Below are 19,709 nucleotides of genomic sequence, written 5' to 3'. Positions count from 1 at the left end.
GAATTTATATGGAACAAAAAATGCTTTCAAAATAAATTTATGAGAATCTTTTTAAGAGGAAATGGCCCGCTGATTATACGGATTTGCGTCGCAAAAACGCGGACAAAAACGGATTTATAGATTTAAACGTTAATTTAAAAAATCTGTAAAAATCATCGTTTTCGCAAAGCGAATCCGTTTTATCCGCGTTCAATTGTATTTAGTGTTTCAACATTTCGTGTGCATACTGAACACCAACACCATAAGCTCCACCGTATTTTTTTGCAAGATCAGTAACGGCAACATAAGTTTCCTGACGTGCCCAATCGCGCTGTAATTCAAGTAAATACTGTAAAGAAGTCATTGGGTGAGCACCTGCCTGAACCATACGAGTTACGGCCATTTCGTGAGCTTCTTTTGATACGTCTGCGCTTGCATCTGTGATAACATAAACATCATAACCTTCGTTAATGGCTGATAAAACCGGTCCAACAATACAAACGCTTGTCCATAAACCGCCAAAAACGATTTTCTTTTTACCTTTTGCAATAATTGCTTTGTATGCAGGAGCATCTTCCCAGGTATTCATAGAAGTACGATCGATATAGTTTGAAGTTTTTTGAGGATAAAACTCTTCAATTTCACGGAAAACAGGTCCGCTAAATGATTTTTCGGCTACAGTTGTTACAACCGTTGGAACATTAAATATTTTCGAAGCACCAGCTACTAAAGCAGTGTTATTACGAAGTTGATCAATTGGAGTGCTTCCTACAGCAAAAGCCATTTGACTTTCGTAATCAATAAGTACCAAAGTATGGTTTGTAGGATTTAATAATGCAGGACTTGGTTTTTGTGCGAAACCAATAAATATTGCGAATAATAAAATTGCTGTTAAAACTAATTTTTTCATGATAATGTGATTTTGTTTGTTAATAAAAAGGTTTTTAAAATTTATATTCACTTAGATTTTCAGTTTATTGCGTTCAAAAGCAGTGCCTTGTTTGTAAGGCGTTGATTTCTATGGAATTTTTGAAAAAAGGCAATAGTGATTTTAACGATATATCGTCAATAGTCAGGCGATCTTCGTCAATGTGTTAATTAATAAGGTATTGAAGAGAAAATTCTTGTATCTAAATTTTTCCTTTAAGATATAATCTGTGTTGTATTTCAGATTTTAGTAAACCGCTTCCACCGCCAAAATGTTCAATTACTTCGACATCAGGTTGTTGTTCTAAACAAAATTGGGTAAACTCTTTTTCGATATGATCTTCGATTCCGGAACTCAAAAGAACAATATCGATTTTATGGTTTTGAAAATATTCCTGAGCCAGATTTTCATCGCTGAATCCAACTGCATTCCAATTTTCGTATGCATTTACCAATCTAAGTAAGATCTCCAAAATTGGTTCGTTTTTTCCGAGTATTAAGAATTCAAATATTTTCATTTTGTTTTTAGTTAAGGTTCTGAGTTTCTAAGGTACTAAGTCGCTAAGTTATTTTAGTTGCAAAAAGAACTTCTAATTTACTTGACAAATTTATTAGTTATAAAATTATTTCAACTTAATCTAGAACAAGAAATCTTTTAGTAAAGGTTCTAAGTTTCTAAGGCACTAAGTCGCTAAGTCGCTAAGTTTTTTTTACCTGTAAAAAGAACTTCTAATTTACATGACAAATGTATTTCAGAAATTACAGTTTTCAACTTAATCTAGAACAAGAAATCTTAGTGACTTAATCCCGAAGCTTCAGGATAGTAACTTAAAAATAACATTGGATTAAAACCTTAGTAACTTAGGAGCTCAGCGGCTCAGCATCTTTTAACTAAACTTTTGTTAAAAAATATTTATAACGTTATCGTAAACAATAAATTAGAATTTTTAGGTTTAAAAAAATGCTTTTTTTTCTGTAAAATGAGGAAACCCGTAATGAATTCATAAAAGTAGCATGTAGTTTTGTGGAGTAGAAATCAAGAAAATAAGATGATTTTGCCTTTTTAAACATCTTATTTGATTCTATGGTTAAAACTGTTTTTGGAGAAACAATTTTTTTATTACAATGAAAATTGGGCGTATTCATTTGATCGTGGGTCGAGTTGTATAAATTTGCAAGAGTACAAGTCTGTCTAATTTTTATAGGGTCTTTAGATTTGGTTTTTTAACTGATTCTAAAGACCCTTTTTTTATTTATACTGTGTGAATTTCAAAAGAACAGAACTTAATTTATATAGTAAACCCGACAGGTTTTAAAACCTGTCGCGTTTAAGAATTTATAGGATGAATTTTTAGACTTTATTGTTTTATTAATCCTTGTGCTTTTAGCCATTCTTCGCAGTCTTTAGTCCAGTGTTTACTGGTATCTTCGACTCCTAAACCAAAACCATGTCCGCCTTTTTCATAAATATGCATTTCAGCAGAAACACCATTTTTTTTAAGTGCTAAATAATAGTTGATACTGTTTTCGGGCAAAACCACAGTATCATCTGTAGCATGAATCAAAAAGGTTGGTGGAGTTTGTGGGGTTACCCTCTTTTCATTAGAAAAAGAATCAATTAATTCTTGCGAAGGATGTTCGCCCAATAAACTAGTTTGCGAACCTTTGTGAGTGATATCATTTTGCATCGAAATTACAGGATAAATCAGAAGCGAAAAATCTGGTCTTGCACTTACTTTTGAAGCATTTTCGTATACTTTATCGTCATAATGTGTTGCTAAAGTTGATGCTAAATGTCCTCCGGCAGAAAATCCTAAAACACCAATTTTTTTCGGATCAATATTCCATTTTTCAGCATTTTCTCTCACATAGCGAACGGCTTGTTGCGCATCTTGTAAAGGTCCAATATTTTTGTTTTTCATGATTAAATCACTCGGCAAACGGTATTTTAAGACAAATGCCGTAATACCTAAACTATTAAACCATTCAGCTACTTTAAATCCTTCTTTATTAATGGCCAAATGCTGATATCCTCCGCCTGGAAGGATTATTACAGAGGTTCCATTAGATTTTGTTTGCTGAGGACGAAAAACTGTTATAGTAGGAATTGTAACCATACTGACACTTTGTATTCCTTCCGTCAAAGAAATATCTACTTTTTCCTTATAATCAAAAGCTTCGATTTCTCCGGGAATTTTATCCCAAAGTTGTATTGGTGGCTGTGATTGCGCTTGTAGTTGTAAAGAATTCATAAATGCTAAAAACAGTATGGGAATTATTAGTGTTTTCTTGAATAATTGGGTTTTTAATTTTTTCAATTTTAAAAGTATTTAGGGTTGTCGTAATCGGGATGTAATTTACTTTATAAAAGTTGATTTATTAGGTAAAATCATTAAAAATAAGAGGAATTTTCTATTAGAAAAAAATATCTCAAAAAAGAGTTGTTTTAGGGTGTTTTTATGTTGATAAATCTCCTATTTTTTAAAATTCACGATTTAACAAATATATTGTTTAATATGTAATTATGTATTATTTTTTTTATTCGATATGTTTATTTATTGGCTTAAATTAATTTTTTAGGCAAATTATTTGGAATATAAAGATTTAAAACTATATTTGTGCAATCGATTACATTATTTGATTTTTTAGAAATTTGAATCTTTAAAATTTTAAAGAATAATGAAATTGAAAACCCAGAAAGTAAAAATTTATAATAAACCATTACCATGAACCAAACAGATGCAGTTATTATGAGCCAAATCAGTAAATCTACAGGAAAGTATCGTTGGAGTATTTGCGCATTGCTATTTTTTGCTACGACAATTAATTATTTAGACAGACAAGTACTTTCGTTGACATGGAGCGATTTTATTGCACCAGAGTTTCATTGGACTAATAATGATTACGGAAATATTACAGCATTGTTTTCTATATTTTATGCAGTTTCATTATTGTTTGCGGGACGTTTTGTAGATTGGTTAGATACTAAAAAAGGATTTCTTTGGGCAATCGGGATTTGGTCTTTTGGAGCTTGTTTACACGCTTTTTGTGGAATTGCAACAGCCGGATATATTACAGGAAACTGGTTTGTAGGTTTTGAAGGCGCTAAAGAAGCAATTCATCTCGTAAAAGATACCGGATTGGTCATTAATGTAAGCGTTACATTGTTCATATTTGCCCGTTTTGTTCTGGCGATTGGTGAAGCGGGAAATTTTCCTGCGGCGATCAAAACAACAGCCGAATATTTTCCTAAAAAAGACAGAGCATTTTCTACTAGTATATTCAATGCTGGCGCTACTGTTGGCGCATTGGCAGCTCCAATTTCTATTCCGTTTATTGCAGCGTCTTTTGGTTGGGAAATGTCATTTATTATCATTGGTGCGCTAGGTTTTGTATGGATGGGATTTTGGGTTTTTATGTACGATAAACCAGAAAAACATCCAAGAGTTAGCGCTGCCGAATTAGAGTATATTCAACAGGATGATATTGCTGATAGTAAACTGGTTGGATATATTCCGGAAACTAAAACCAAAGTTTCTTTTGTGGATTGTTTTAAATACAAACAAACCTGGGCTTTTGCTTTTGGAAAATTCATGACTGATGGCGTTTGGTGGTTCTTTTTGTTCTGGACACCAGCTTATTTAAGTTCGGTTTACGGAATGGATTCTACACAAGCCGCGTTACCATTATTCGTTTTATACATGATTACATTGCTTTCTATTATTGGAGGTTGGCTTCCGACTTATTTTGTCGAAAAGAAAGGAATGAATCCATACGAAGGCAGAATGAGAGCAATGTTGATTTTTGCATTTTTTCCATTATTGGCTTTAATAGCGCAGCCTTTGGGGTATATAAGTTATTGGATTCCAGTAATTATCATTGGAATTTCGGGTGCTGCGCATCAATCTTGGTCGGCAAATATATTTACTACAGTAGGAGATATGTTTCCTAAAAAAGCAATCGCAACTATTACCGGAATTGGCGGATTAGCCGGAGGTCTTGGTTCGACTTTAATCAACAAAGGTTCAGGTTTATTGTTTGATTTTACTCAAAAGAATTGGAGTTTAATAAACGGTCAGCCTTTGTTGGAAAAATATCCTCAATTTCAAAATCCGGAAACAGCAAAAGTTTTTTTAGATGAAAAAGGTGTTGGTAATCTGGGTGATTTTTTAAAGTTGTTATCTACATCAGGTGATAATGTCATAAATGGAATAAACTCTGGATATATGATCATTTTCTCGATATGTGCAGTTTGCTACTTAACAGGCTGGGTTGTTATGAAAACATTGGTTCCAAAATACCGTCCAATCACAGATTTATAAGATTTAGCAAAATTTTAGAACGATTCTAAAAGGTATTTTAAAATAAAAATCTAAATTTGTGCAATCGATTACATTAAATTAAAATTATGACAAAATATAGTTCAAGATACGCGTCAAGCCCAGAAGCTGTTAAAAAATATGATACTCAGGAATTAAGAAATGAATTCTTAATCGAAGATCTAATGCAGGAAGATCAAATTGTATTAACCTATTCGCATTATGACAGATATATTGCAGGATCAGCAGTTCCGGTAAAAGGAGATTTAACTTTAGAAAGTATCGATCCGCTTAAAGCTTCTTATTTTTTGGAAAGAAGAGAAATCGGGATTATTAATGTTGGTGGTAAAGGTTCTATTGTTGTCGAAGGAAAAACTTTCAAATTAGATTTTAAAGATGCTTTGTATATCGGAAGCGGTAATAAAGAAGTGGTTTTTAAAAGCGACGACAGCAAGAATCCAGCTAAATTCTATATCAATTCTGCTCCCGCACATACCAATTATCCAACTGTAAAAGTAAGTTTGGCTGAAGCTAATAAATTACAATTAGGAACAATGGAAACAGCGAATCACAGAACGGTAAATCAAATGATTATCGGGAGCGTTGTGACCACTTGTCAATTACAAATGGGAATGACGGAATTAAAACCGGGAAGTGTTTGGAATACAATGCCGGCGCACGTTCACGATCGTCGTATGGAAGTTTATTTCTACTTGGATATTCCGGAAAATCAGGCTGTTTGTCATTTTATGGGCGAACCTCAGGAAACACGTCATATTTGGATGAACAATCATCAGGCTGTGATTTCTCCGCCTTGGTCAATTCATTCGGGTTCAGGAACTTCAAATTATACTTTTATCTGGGGAATGGCTGGTGAAAACTTAGATTATGGAGATATGGACGTTTGTAAAATCACTGATTTAAGATAAGAATTATGACAAACTTATTTGATATAAAAGGTAAAATTGCCTTAATTACAGGAAGTACCCACGGATTAGGATTGGCAATGGCAAAAGGTTTAGGTCAAGCCGGAGCGACAATTATCGTAAACGGAAATTCTTCTCAACAAAAAATTGATGACGCTGTAAAGGAACTTATAAATGAAGGAATAAATGCAATCGGGTATAAATTTAATGTAACCGATGAACAAGAAGTTATAACTGCAATTAAGAAGATTGAAAGTGAAGTTGGTCCAATTGCAATCTTGATTAACAATGCGGGAATTATCAAAAGAATTCCGCTTATCGAAATGGAAGTTGCCGATTTTAAAGAAGTAATTGATATTGATTTGGTTTCTCCTTTTATAGTTTCAAAACATGTTGCCAAAGGAATGATCGAAAGACGCCAAGGAAAAATCATCAACATTTGTTCGATGATGAGCGAATTGGGCCGAAATACTGTTGGAGCTTATGCTGCTGCAAAAGGCGGACTTAAAATGTTGACCAAAAACATGGCAACGGAATGGGCAAAATACAACGTACAAATCAACGGAATTGGTCCCGGATATTTTGCAACGGAACAAACAAAACCTATTAGAGTTGACGGACATCCGTTTAACGATTTTATCATAAGCAGAACTCCTGCTGCAAAATGGGGCGATCCAAGTGATTTAGCCGGAGCAGCAATATTTTTATCTTCTAAAGCTAGTGATTTTGTAAACGGTCACATTTTGTATGTAGACGGCGGAATTCTGGCAACAATTGGTAAACCGTCAAACGAAGCATAATTCTCAATTATAACTAAAAAGACATGAGTGTAAATCAGACTTTTATAAACGATAATTTTTTACTTGAAAATAAATTCGCCGAAGAATTATATCATAACTATTCTAAAAATCAGCCGATAATAGATTATCACAATCATTTGAATCCTCAGTTTATTGCCGAAGATAAAATTTTTGATAATATCACACAGGTTTGGATTAATGGAGATCATTACAAATGGCGTGCAATGCGTACGTTGGGCGTAAACGAACAATTTATAACCGGAAATGGATCAGATAAAGAGAAGTTCTTAAACTGGGGAAAAACTGTTCCGTACACGATGCGTAATCCTTTGTATCATTGGACACATTTAGAATTAGCACGTTATTTTGATATCTACGATTTATTGAATGAAAAATCGGCAGAGAAAATATATATCGAAACTTCAGAAAAAATAAATTCTGAAGCTTACAGCACACAAAACCTGCTTAAAAAAGTAAATGCTGAAGTAGTTTGTACAACCGAAGATCCTATTGATAGCTTAGAACATCATCAAAAACTGGCTAAGAATCCTTTTGGAACTAAAGTAAGTACGGCTTTCAGACCTGATAAAGCCATCTTAATTTCTAATGATGGATATAATGCATATCTGGACACATTAGGGGATGTGTCCGGAATTGCAATTAATTCTTATTCGGATTTATGTAATGCTTTAAAAAACAGAATTGAATTTTTTACTCAAAATGGCTGTAAATTAAGCGATCACGGTTTAGATCAGATTTATTTTGAAAATTTTACCGAAAGCGAAATCAATTCTATTTTCAAAAAGAAAAGAGAAAATCAAGTCATAACTCCAGAAGAAGCATTGAAATTTCAGAGTGCAATTTTATTGTTTTTATCTGAAACTTATCATGAATTTGGTTGGGTTCAACAATTTCATTTAGGCGCTTTAAGAAATAATAATGCGCGTATGCACAGAATTTTAGGTCCTGATACAGGTTGGGATTCTATTAGCGATTTTCCGCAGGCACAAAAATTATCGAACTTTTTAAATGCTTTGGATAGTAAAGATAAATTGACAAAAACGATCATTTATAATTTAAATCCTGCTGACAATGAAGTAATGGCAACTATGATTGGAAATTTCAATGACGGAAGCGTCAAAGGAAAAGTTCAGTTTGGTTCTGGATGGTGGTTTTTAGATCAAAAAGACGGAATGACCAAACAATTAAATGCTCTTTCAAATATGGGATTAATTAGCTGTTTCGTAGGAATGTTAACAGATTCAAGAAGCTTTTTATCATTTCCAAGACACGAATATTTCAGACGTATTTTATGCAATCTTTTAGGAGATGAAATCAAACGCGGAGAACTTCCAAACGACATGGAATGGATAGGAAAAATGGTTCAGGATATTTCATACAACAACGCAAAAGAATATTTCAAATTTTAAGTAATGGCACGCAGATTAAGCGGATTTGAACAGATTTACACAGATTTTTTTAATGTTATAATCCTTTTTAATCTTAATAATTTGTGGTAAAATAAAACATCAAGCTTAATTGACTTAGTATCTTAATCGTAAAATTAATACTGGTAAAACAATATGAATAAAGTAGTTGCATTTGGAGAAATTATGTTGCGTCTTTCGACGGAAAGGCATTTGCGTTTTTCACAATCTACAGCATTTGGTGCTTCTTATGGAGGCGGAGAATTTAATGTTTGCGTGTCGTTATCCAATTATGGTGTAAATGCTGAATTTGTAACGCGATTACCGGATAACGAAATTGGAATTTCGGCATTAAAAGAAATGCGAAAAATGAACGTCGAATCTAAAAATATCATTTATGGAGGTGAACGTTTAGGTATTTATTTCTTGGAAACCGGAGCAGGAACGCGCGGAAGCAATGTAGTTTACGATCGCGCACATAGTTCGATGGCAACTATTGAGAAAGGAAATATTGATTGGGAAAAAGTTCTGGAAGGTGCAAACTGGTTTCATTGGAGCGGAATTACACCAGCAATTTCCGAAACCGCAGCAGAAGCTTGTTTAGAAGCTATTAAAGTCGCGCACAAAATGGGAATTACGATTTCATGCGACCTAAATTACCGATCAAAATTGTGGCAATATGGCAAAACTCCAAGTGATGTGATGCCTGAAATGTTGAAATATTGCAATGTTATTTTGGGAGATATTGATACTGCATATTTCATGTTGGGAATTCCGAAAGTAAACCCGAATTATCAGGACGAAAAATCACTTCCGGTTTTGTATACGAAATTGTTTGATTTGATTCCAAATTTAAAAACGGTTGCGACGACTTTGCGTTATTCTGTAAGTGCTTCACATCAGAGAATTGGCGGTGTTTTATTCGACGGAAAATCAATATATCATGCCGGAATTAAAGAAGTTACACCAGTTGTAGATAGAGTAGGAAGTGGTGATGCTTTTATGGGAGGATTGATTTACGGACTTTTAGAATATAAAAATAATAACCAAAAAGCATTAGATTTTGCAGTATCAGCTTGTTGTTTAAAACACACTATTGCAGGAGATTACAATTTGGTAACCTTAAAAGAAGTTGAAAATATGATTGATGGTAATTCGGCAGGATTAGTATCAAGATAATTAGATAAAAATGGCAAAATATTCAAGAATAGAAGTGGCTTTAACGATGAAAGAAAACGGAATGGTTCCGCTCTTTTTTCATTCGGATATAGAAATTAGTAAAAAGGTGCTAAAAGCCTGTTATGATGGTGGCGCAAGATTAATGGAATTCACGAGTAGAGGCGATTTTGCTCATGAAGTTTTTGGAGCTTTAAACAAATATGCTTTGGCCGAATTACCGGGAATGATTTTGGGAGTTGGTTCAATTACAGATGCAGCAGCAGCTTCATTATACATGAGTTTGGGCGCTAATTTTATTGTCACTCCGGTTTTTAGAGAAGATATTGCAATTGCCTGTAATCGTCGTAAAGTATTGTGGTCGCCAGGTTGCGGAACATTAACCGAAATTGCAAGAGCCGAAGAATTAGGTTGTGAAGTCGTGAAATTATTCCCCGGAGATATTTACGGACCAGAATTTATAAAAGCGATAAAAGGTCCGTGTCCTTGGACGAATATTATGCCAACGGGAGGAGTTTTGCCAACGGTAGAAAGTTTGACTTCATGGTTCAATGCCGGCGCATATTGTGTTGGAATAGGATCGCAATTGATATCAAAAGATATTTTGGATAATAATGATTTTGAAGGATTAAAAACGAAAGTAAGTCAGGTTCTTGACATCATAAATAATATTAAAAATAAATAAGGAGTAATCATGCCAATTCCTTATTTGAAACGCAGTTTTTTTTGGTTTTAGAGATTGTAATTGAGCATTACGCTTGAAAAAATAAAACTTGTCATTCCTCACAGCAAGTTTCTGTTTTAGTTTAAACAAGTGTAATGTTTCTTTTACAAGTTTAAAATCTTCGCATAGAAAACAAATAAGGCATTTTGGGATTATTTATAAAGTTTTAAAGAAATTATAATGGATAAAATAAGCAGATCAAATACGGAATTTTCAGAGAGACTTCCGATTAAAATAGTACAATTTGGAGAGGGAAATTTCTTAAGAGCTTTTGTAGAATATGCTTTTCAAAAGTTAAATCAAAAAGCCGATTTTAATGCCGGAATCGCTGTTGTACAGCCTATTGATAAAGGTTTGGTCAATATGATCAACGCTCAGGACGGTTTGTATACTTTGTTTATGAAAGGTGTGAAAAAAGGCGAAGAAATTCAGGAAAAAGAGCTTGTAACTAATATCGTAAAAGCAATTGATCCGTATGTTTCTTTTCAGGAATTTTTGGCTTTAGCCAAAGAAGAAGAATTGGCGTTTATTATTTCAAATACAACCGAAGCCGGAATCGAATATATAGAATCTGATCGCTTAACAATGCAACCGCCAGTTTCATTTCCTGCAAAATTAACCGTACTTTTATATGAAAGATTCAAACATTTTAATGGAGATAAATCGAAAGCTTTAACCATTATTCCTTGCGAGTTAATTAATTATAATTCAGATACTTTAAAGGAAATTGTTTTGAAATATTGTGACGATTGGAATCTGGAGGAAGATTTTAAATCATGGTTATTAAAGGATTGTTCTTTTCATAATACTTTGGTAGACAGAATTGTACCGGGATATCCAAAAGATCAAATTGAAGAATATAACAGTCAATTAACTTATAAAGACGATTTGATTGTAAGCGCCGAAAGTTTCTTTTTATGGGTAATTGAAGGTGATGATAAATTGAAGGCAAAACTTCCGTTTGAAAAAACAGATTTAGATGTAAAAATCGTAGCCGATATGCAACCGTATCGTACGAGAAAAGTTAGAATTTTAAATGGAGCGCATACTGCAATGGTTCCGTTTTCATTGCTTTACGGAAACGAAACCGTAAAAGAAACTGTTGATAATGCTTTTACAGGAGAATTTGTAAACAAGGCAGTTTTTGAGGAGATTAATGAGACTTTAAACATGGATAAAGCGGAATTAACAAGTTTCGCTGAAGAAATATTGGATCGTTTTAGAAATCCGTTTATCAAGCATTTATTGTCTTCGATTGCTTTGAATTCAATTTCTAAATTTAAAGTTCGTGTATTGCCAAGTTTAATTGGATATGTTGATATTCACCACAAACTTCCGGTTCATTTGACGTTTGCATTTGCGGCTTTAATTCGTTTTTATAAAGGAACTTGGAAAGGTGAAAACTTACCGGTAAATGATAGCGAAGATATAGTTACTTTCTTCAATGGGCTTTGGAAATCTGATGATTACAATAAAATAGCAAGACTTACTTTGCAGAATAAAAGTTTCTGGGATGAAGATTTAACATTGATTCCTGGTTTAACAGATGCTATTGCAAAAGGACTAGAAGAAATTGATGCAAACGGAATTGAAAATGGTTTTGCTAATTTTCAAAAACAATTACATAGTACAACTCAGAACGCTTAATCATGGCAACTCAAAAAAAAATAATAAAAGTTAACCCAGCAGATAACGTAATTGTCGCTTTAACCGATTTGGTACAAAACGAACAAATTATGTTTGAAGGAACTACCGTCTCACCAATAACTGATGTTAAAGCAAAACATAAAATCGCAGAGAAAGATTTTACAATTGGTAATGATATTATAATGTATGGTGTTTTGGTTGGAAAAGCTGCTAAACCTATAAAAAAAGGAGAAGTAATTACCACCGAAAATGTAAAACATCAAAGTGAAAAAGTTTTTGGTAAAAACGGAAATTTAGGTTGGACTCCACCAAATGTAGATCGTTGGAAAGATAAAACTTTCAACGGATACCATCGTACTGATGGACAAGTTGGAACCAAAAACGTTTGGTTGTTTTTTCCATTGGTTTTTTGTGAAAACAAAAATATCGAAAAACTGAAAGATATTTTTGAAAACGAATTAATGCCCAAAAAAGAAGTTTCTTATAAAAATTTGTTACGCTCTTTAATTGAAGAAAAAAGCGTAGAAGAAGTTTCGGATAAAAATTTAAATGAAAACCTTTTAGATAATGTCGAAGTAAAATTTATCAATCATCAAGGTGGTTGTGGAGGGATTAGACAAGATTCAGAATTGTTGGCAAAACTGCTTGCAGGATATGTGAACAACCCCAATGTTGCAGGTGCAACTGTTTTAAGTTTAGGTTGTCAAAATTTGCAAGTTGATATTTTTAAAAAGGCATTGAAAGAAATGAGTCCGAATAGTGATAAAGAAATTTTGATCTATGAGCAACAACAAATTGGAACTACTGATCAAATGTTTCAAATGGTGATTAAAGATTCTTATGAAGCCATTAAAAGAGCGAACAAAATTGAACGCAAACCTGCTCCTCTTTCAAAGCTAAGTATTGGTTTAGAATGTGGAGGGTCTGACGGATTTTCAGGAATTTCCGCTAATCCGGCATTAGGAATTGTTTCGGATATTTTTGCAGCTTTGGGAGGGAAAACAATTTTGGCAGAGTTTCCGGAATTATGTGGCGTTGAGCAAGAATTGATGAACCGATGTGTGGACGAAGAAAAAGCAGATAAGTTTTTAACTTTAATGAAAGCTTTTGAAAAATCAGTTGTAGATGCAGGTTCAGGGTTTGATATGAATCCATCTCCGGGAAACATCAAAGACGGATTAATTACAGATGCAATGAAATCTGCTGGCGCAGCTAAAAAAGGTGGAACTTCACCTGTTGTGGATGTTTTAGATTACGGAGAATATATTTCAAAACCAGGATTAAATCTTTTAAATACGCCAGGAAATGACGCAGAATGTACCACAGGTTTGGTGGGATCGGGCGCAACAGTTGTTTTATTTACCACAGGTTTAGGAAATCCGATGGGAAATCCGATTGCACCCGTTGTAAAAATTTCTTCGAACACAGCATTAATTAATAGAATGTCTGATATTATCGATGTAAATGCCGGAACGGTGATTACTGGTGAAAAAACCATTGCCGAGGTTGGAGCAGAAATAGTAGATTATATTATAGAATTGGCAAGCGGAAACGTGGAAACAAAAGCAGACCAGTTGAAACAAGATGTATTTATTCCTTGGAAAAGAGGAGTTTCACTATAAAAAAATCACCATATAAGTTATGTAAGTTCATTTTAGCTTTGCGCATAATTAGCATGCAGCTTATAATTGCTTATATTATTTAAAAACTTTTACCATATAAGTTATATAAGTTCATTTTAGCTTTGCGTATAATTAGCATGCAGCTTATAATTACTTATATAACTTATATGGTTTAAATCCTTTAAATCCTTAAAAGGTAGTTCTTGACGAAGATTTACGAATGTGTAATTCTGGTGCGAGAACTACCTTTTTTTCGATTTTAATGGTGTTGGTTTTGTCGACTTGTTCTAAGAAAACGCGTGCTGACATTTTTCCCATTTCTAGTGGAGACTGATCAACAGAAGTTATCGATAATTCCATGAATTTTGTGAAAGGTTCATTACTAAAACCAGCCACACAAAACTCATTTGGAATGCTAATATTTCTTTCTTTTAATTCCTGAATAGCACCTAAAGCTGCAAAATCACTCGAAGAAAACAGAGCGTCTGGCGGAGTTTCTAGTTTCAATAAAGTGTCGATTGCTTCTTTTCCGGCTTCAACACTACTTTTAGTGCGAATAACATATTCTTCTTTAAAGTTTATTCCGTGATCCAGTAACGCTTGTTTGTATCCTAAAAAACGATTTTTGAATATTTCAAGTGACTGATCTCCTGAGAAATGAGCAATATGTCTGCAACCTTCATCAATTAAATGTTTGGTGGTAATATATCCGCCTTTGAAGTCATTGATTGTTACGGAACTTACGCCATCAATATGTTTGCTTCGGTCAAAAAAGATTAATGGAACATTTTTCTCTAAAACATTATGAAAAGCGCCGTCATTTTCGTTCGTCACATCTGTAACCGACATTATGATTCCGTCTACTTGAGCATCTATTAAGGTATATAAGTTTTCGTTTTCTCTTTTAGGATCTTCATGCGTTTGGCAAATAATAACCTGATAACCATGTGGATGAAGTTCTTCTTCAACTCCTCTAATTACCGATGCAAAGAAGTTGCTATCGATACGAGGAACAATTACACCTATATTATTACTACGACCACTTTTTAAGGCTAACGCCAATTTATTCTGCTTATAGTTCATCGATGCAGCAGTTTTAAGAACTAGCTCTCGTGTACTTTCTTTGATCTTCGGGTTGTTGTTTAAGGCTCTTGAAACAGTAGCAGCAGTGATATTTAATTTCTCGGCAATATCATAAATGGTTATTTTTTCGCTCATTCAAAAAGTGTTTCAGATTAATTGTTAGACAAAAATACATTTTTTTTCATTATCAAATTATAAAATGTTATCGATTACCAGTGTGTAATAACTAAAACGTTGTAAACTCTGTAATGATAATAATTTGGGAGCATTTTTACATTAAATGTAAATATAATCAATAATAAAAATTAAATATATAAATTTTATCTAAATAAATTTGCTGTATTGAAACAATTTTTCTACTTTCGTGTAATCGATTACATTAATATTGATTTTATACCTGAGAAATTAGAAATATATCTGCAAATGATTACAAGTAAGTCTATAGCGTCAAAAGTTGTTGTGGTTTTTAGCCTGACTGTAATGTCATTTTTATCTTGTGGAAAAGAAGTTTCGAATGCTTCTGAAGCTAATCCGTGGAAAAGAATGGAATTAATCGTAAAAAGCATTCCACAAACGCACTTTTTAGACAAGACTTATAATGTTATAGATTTTGGAGCTGTAGCGGATGGAAAAACATCAAATACAGTAGCTTTTGAAAAAGCTATTAAAGCTTGCGCTGAAAATGGTGGTGGAAAAGTACTTGTGCCAAATGGAAAATATCTAACTGGACCTATACATTTAGAAAGTAATGTGAATTTGCATTTAGAAGACAATGCTGAAATTCTTTTTAGTATTGATTCAAAAGAATATCCTTTAGTGCATACTTCATTTGAAGGAACAGAATTGATGAATCATTCGCCACTTATTTATGCAAAGAACAAAACGAATGTTGCAATAACTGGAAAAGGAACATTAAACGGGCAGGCAAATAATACAAATTGGTGGATTTGGGCCGGAACTAAAATGTACGGTTGGCAAAAAGGTATTCCTTCTCAAAATGATCCTCTTAATCGTATTGCTTTAATTGAAATGGCCGAAAAAGGAATTCCTGTTGAACAAAGAATTTTTGGAGAAGGACATTATTTGCGTCCGAATTTTATTGAATTTTTTGAGTGTAATACGGTTTTAGTAAAAGATATAACGGTGATTAATGCTCCGTTTTGGATTTTACATCCTATAAAATCTAATAATGTAATCGTTGACGGCGTAACGGTCAATAGTCACGGACCTAATAATGATGGTTGTGATCCTGAATATTCTCAAAATGTAATTATTAGAAATTGCACTTTTAATACGGGAGACGATTGTATTGCAATAAAATCCGGAAGAGATGCGGATGGAAGACGAGTTGGAATTCCGAGTAAAAATATCATTGTTCAGAATTGTAAAATGATTGATGGTCACGGCGGAGTTGTGATGGGAAGTGAAATTTCTGCCGGAGTAAATAATGTTTTTGTAGAGAATTGTGTGATGGATAGTCCGAATTTAGAAAGAGCAATCAGAATCAAAACAAACTCTAAACGTGGCGGAACTACAGAGGATATTTATGTTAGAAATATTGAAGTTGGAACTGTAAAAGAATGTGTTTTGAGAGCAACTATGTTTTATGATGTTTACGGAAGTCAATCCGGAAATTTTATACCGGCAATAAAAAATATTAGCCTTGAAAATATTAGAGTCAAAAACGGCGGAAAGTTCGGAATTCTTGCAGATGGCTACGAAACATCTCCTATAGAAAATATCACTTTTAAAGATGTTGTAATCGAAAAAGTAGACTCAGTTTATTCGTTAAAAAACGTAAAAAATATAAATTTTATAAGCACTTACATTAATGGAAAGAAAGTAGAATCGATTAAAAATTAAAAAAAGAAAACTATCATTTTAACCAAACCAATTAACCAAACTATGAACATTAAACAATTATCAAAGAAAAAAATAAAATACAATCTTGTATTTTTATTTTTCCTCAATTTCCTTTTGAGTACGACCATGAACGCTCAGTCGACGGTTGTAGAAGGAAAGATTACTGATGCTGCAGGATTATCACTTCCGGGTGTGAATATCCAGGAAAAAGGTACTAAAAACGGAACTTCTACAGATTTTGAAGGAAGTTTTAAAATAAACGTTGCAAGTAATAAAGCGGTTTTGATTATAACTTATTTGGGTTTTCAGACTCAGGAAGTTAGCGTTGCAGGAAAATCGAGAGTGAATGTTAGTCTTTCGGAACAATCCAATTCGCTTAACGAAGTTGTGGTTGTTGGTTATGGATCTGTAAAAAAGACAGATTTAACCGGAGCTGTAAATACTTTATCGGCGGCTAAAATCACGGAAAGAAATGTTACTAATCCAATGGAAGCTATTCAGGGAGGAATTGCCGGAGTTCAGGTAACTTCAAATTCTGGACGTATTGGCGACGGTTTCAATGTTATTATTAGAGGAGCAAACTCTATAAATAAAGATGGATCTAAACCACTTTTTGTAGTTGATGGCGTTCCAACGGATAATATCGACTTTTTGAATCCGCAGGATATTGCGAGAATGGACGTGTTGAAAGATGCTTCTTCTGCAGCAATTTATGGTTCAAGAGGAGGAAGTGGAGTTATCATTGTGACAACCAAAAGTGGTACAAATGCAAAAGCGGGCGTATCAGTTTCTTATGACAGTTCTTATGGAAACAAACAAGCGGTAAGATTACCAAAATTAATGAGTCCTGAAAAATGGTGGTATTATCATCAATCGGCATTTTTGGCAACTACAATTTCGGCTACAAACCCAACATACAATGATATTGATGCAACCGAATTAAAAGCGGCAGTTGGTCAGGCAGGAACAAATCCTGTTTTGTTTAACAGAGTGGCTAATAATCAAAGTTACAATTGGCAGGATGCAGTTTTAAAAGGCGGAATGACTCAGAATAATTATTTGAATGTTACCGGTCGTGCCGATAATGGTTTGTCTTATAACATTGGTCTTGGTATGCAAAAAGAAACTGGAGTTATTGATAATGAAGGTATTGATAAGTATAACTTTAAAGCAGGTTTGAATCATAAGATCAATGATAAAATTTCATTTGGTGTAAATCTTACGATATCAAAAACGGATGAACAATTAGGAAGCGCAACTGCTATGCAAGAGGCTTTTAGACAAAATCCTTTCACTTCGCCTTGGGCAATTGATGCCAATGGTAACGAAATTGTTGGAACTTATGCACAACAACCAGGAACGCTAAGATATCCTAATGGAACTTTAGGAATTAATAAAACGGGTTCTTATAATCCGCTTTTAGAAATTGCAAATTCAAGCGACGAAATAAAAAGATTTACTACAATTGGGAATTTATATGGAGAATATAAATTTACAAATTGGTTGTCTTTCAAATCGACTTTTTCTGCTGGTTCAATGAATGCGAGAGAAGGAAGATCTCTCGGAGCTCAAACAGATTTTGGTCTTAAAAATAAAAGTTTACCTTCTGGAGATGTAACTAATGTTCAAAACTTCAATTATACTTGGGATAATCAGTTTAATATCAATTATACTTTAAAGGAAAATCATGTTTTCAACGTTTTATTGCTTCAGAGTTTTTACTCTAATACGACCGAAACTTATTTTCAATCTTCAAGAGAAAATCCATTTGAAACCGGATTTTACAATCTTGGTTCAGGAGCGCAGCCAACTTACAATTTGACGCCTTCGGGATCTATCGCGATAATTCCGTCAGGAGTATTTATTCCGTATTCTAAAAATACATTAGAATCTTATGCAGCTCGTTTGAACTATACTTACAAAGGGCGTTATTTATTGACAGCATCTGTACGTTACGATGGTTCTTCTGTTTTAGCTGATGGTAATAAATGGACAGCTTTCCCTTCTGTGGCTTTAGGATGGAATATTAATCAGGAATCATTCTTGAAAAATGTTTCTTTTATTTCTAATTTAAAATTAAGAGGAAGTGTTGGTTATACCGGAAATGATAACGTTTCGCCATATTCAAGTTTAAGTGTTTTAAAAGTGCCAACTTATTATGATTTTAATGGTACTCCGGCAAACGGTTTTACGTCTTCAAGCTTAGGAAATACAAATCTTACTTGGGAAAAAACAAGAGAGGTGAATTTAGGTTTAGACTTTGGATTTGCTAAAAACAGAATCTCAGGAAGTGTTGATGTTTATGATCGTTTATCAAAAGATTTATTGTTTCAACAAGCATTACCTTTAGAGATTGGAGTTCCTACAATTACTTCAAACGTGGGTTCTATCAGTAATAAAGGAATTGAAGTTGCATTGGTAACTAAAAATATTCAGACTAAAAATGTGTCTTGGGAAACCAGTTTTACTTTCACTAAAAACGTAAACAAATTAGAATCTATTTACGGGCAGGATAAAGTTGATGATGTTGGAAATAACTTATTTATTGGAGAAAATATTCACTCTTATTACAACTATGTTTTTGATGGAGTTTGGCAGGAAAGCGAAGCTGCAAAAGCACTTTCTTACGGTCAGAAACCTGGAGAAGCAAGAGTAAAAGATTTAAATAATGATGGAAAAATTGATGCCAATAATGACAGAGCAATTTTAGGAAATTACGATCCTAAATGGTCAGGAAGTTTTTCTACAACATTAAAAGTAAAACAATTTGATTTGTCATTGTCTTTAATCACAAATCAGGGAATGACCGTGTTTAGTGGTTTCCACGATAATTTTGCTGATGTAACAGACAGAGGACGTCAGAAATTAGATTTAAAAGATTGGTATATTCCTGCCAATGGCGCTGGTATCGCACCACAATATTCAAACACAAACCCTTTGCCACGTGGAGCAGGAGTTTATTATGATACTAATAACGTTGCTTTTTACAAAAATGCATCATTTGTCAAAGTTCAAAATATAGCATTAGGATATAGTTTGGATAATGATCTGGTAAATAAATTGAAACTTAAAAGCATGCGTTTTTATGTGAATGTGTTGAATCCGTTTGTAATTACACCTTATGAAGGTTACGATCCGGAATGGGCAACGGCAGCTTTAGCAGTGAATCGTGTGTCGACAATGACAGTTCAAATGGGATTAAGTTTAAAATTTTAA

The 19,709-nt window shown here is 33.5% G+C and carries 14 protein-coding genes; 10 read left to right on the top strand and 4 right to left on the bottom strand.

Annotated elements, in window-relative coordinates; all coding sequences use genetic code 11:
* Positions 1 to 199 precede the first annotated feature (199 nt).
* From WN975_RS08595 to WN975_RS08585, 3 genes are all read right to left on the bottom strand, one after another.
* On the bottom strand, positions 200 to 889 hold the full coding sequence (locus WN975_RS08595; RefSeq protein WP_337966173.1) for an isochorismatase family protein: 690 nt from the start codon (positions 887 to 889) through the stop codon (positions 200 to 202).
* A 220-nt stretch (positions 890 to 1,109) separates the two neighbouring features.
* Entirely contained in the window at positions 1,110 to 1,424 is a 315-nt protein-coding gene (locus tag WN975_RS08590; protein ID WP_099708248.1) for a hypothetical protein, read from the bottom strand.
* Positions 1,425 to 2,264: 840 nt separating this feature from the next.
* Positions 2,265 to 3,158: an alpha/beta hydrolase gene (locus WN975_RS08585; RefSeq protein ID WP_337966172.1), complete on the bottom strand. Its 894-nt coding sequence runs from the start codon at positions 3,156 to 3,158 to the stop codon at positions 2,265 to 2,267.
* Between the two features lie 474 nt (positions 3,159 to 3,632).
* Between WN975_RS08585 and WN975_RS08580 the strand changes: the two genes are divergently transcribed.
* The 8 genes from WN975_RS08580 (at position 3,633) to WN975_RS08545 (ending at position 13,547) form a co-directional block, all read left to right on the top strand.
* Positions 3,633 to 5,228, top strand: coding sequence for an MFS transporter (locus tag WN975_RS08580; protein ID WP_337966171.1), 1,596 nt, complete (start codon positions 3,633 to 3,635; stop codon positions 5,226 to 5,228).
* Between the two features lie 86 nt (positions 5,229 to 5,314).
* The gene (gene kduI, locus WN975_RS08575; RefSeq protein ID WP_337966170.1) at positions 5,315 to 6,154 is read left to right on the top strand and encodes a 5-dehydro-4-deoxy-D-glucuronate isomerase; all 840 of its coding nucleotides are present in this window, start codon (positions 5,315 to 5,317) and stop codon (positions 6,152 to 6,154) included.
* 5 nt (positions 6,155 to 6,159) lie between these two features.
* A complete protein-coding gene (locus tag WN975_RS08570) occupies positions 6,160 to 6,951 on the top strand; it encodes a gluconate 5-dehydrogenase (RefSeq protein WP_337966169.1) in 792 nt (263 codons plus the stop codon).
* Between the two features lie 23 nt (positions 6,952 to 6,974).
* Positions 6,975 to 8,381: a glucuronate isomerase gene (gene uxaC / locus WN975_RS08565; RefSeq protein ID WP_337966168.1), complete on the top strand. Its 1,407-nt coding sequence runs from the start codon at positions 6,975 to 6,977 to the stop codon at positions 8,379 to 8,381.
* A 153-nt stretch (positions 8,382 to 8,534) separates the two neighbouring features.
* Entirely contained in the window at positions 8,535 to 9,557 is a 1,023-nt protein-coding gene (locus tag WN975_RS08560) for a sugar kinase (RefSeq protein ID WP_337966167.1), read from the top strand.
* A 10-nt stretch (positions 9,558 to 9,567) separates the two neighbouring features.
* Positions 9,568 to 10,239, top strand: coding sequence for a bifunctional 4-hydroxy-2-oxoglutarate aldolase/2-dehydro-3-deoxy-phosphogluconate aldolase (locus WN975_RS08555; protein WP_337966166.1), 672 nt, complete (start codon positions 9,568 to 9,570; stop codon positions 10,237 to 10,239).
* 219 nt (positions 10,240 to 10,458) lie between these two features.
* Positions 10,459 to 11,925 (top strand): tagaturonate reductase, encoded by a 1,467-nt coding sequence (locus tag WN975_RS08550; RefSeq protein ID WP_337966165.1) that lies wholly within the window; start codon positions 10,459 to 10,461, stop codon positions 11,923 to 11,925.
* A gap of 2 nt (positions 11,926 to 11,927) precedes the next feature.
* Positions 11,928 to 13,547 (top strand): altronate dehydratase family protein, encoded by a 1,620-nt coding sequence (locus WN975_RS08545; RefSeq protein ID WP_337966164.1) that lies wholly within the window; start codon positions 11,928 to 11,930, stop codon positions 13,545 to 13,547.
* Positions 13,548 to 13,736: 189 nt separating this feature from the next.
* On the opposite strand, the gene WN975_RS08540 is transcribed toward WN975_RS08545, so the two are convergent.
* On the bottom strand, positions 13,737 to 14,765 hold the full coding sequence (locus tag WN975_RS08540) for a LacI family DNA-binding transcriptional regulator (RefSeq protein WP_337966163.1): 1,029 nt from the start codon (positions 14,763 to 14,765) through the stop codon (positions 13,737 to 13,739).
* A gap of 288 nt (positions 14,766 to 15,053) precedes the next feature.
* Between WN975_RS08540 and WN975_RS08535 the strand changes: the two genes are divergently transcribed.
* Both WN975_RS08535 and WN975_RS08530 read left to right on the top strand, forming a co-directional pair.
* Complete coding sequence (locus WN975_RS08535; protein ID WP_337966162.1) at positions 15,054 to 16,493, top strand: glycoside hydrolase family 28 protein; 1,440 nt, start codon at positions 15,054 to 15,056, stop codon at positions 16,491 to 16,493.
* A gap of 42 nt (positions 16,494 to 16,535) precedes the next feature.
* Complete coding sequence (locus tag WN975_RS08530) at positions 16,536 to 19,709, top strand: TonB-dependent receptor (RefSeq protein ID WP_337966161.1); 3,174 nt, start codon at positions 16,536 to 16,538, stop codon at positions 19,707 to 19,709.

This window comes from uncultured Flavobacterium sp., from assembly GCF_951805225.1.
Classification (GTDB): Bacteria; Bacteroidota; Bacteroidia; order Flavobacteriales; family Flavobacteriaceae; genus Flavobacterium.
This window is presented reverse-complemented; position numbering and strand designations above follow the sequence as displayed.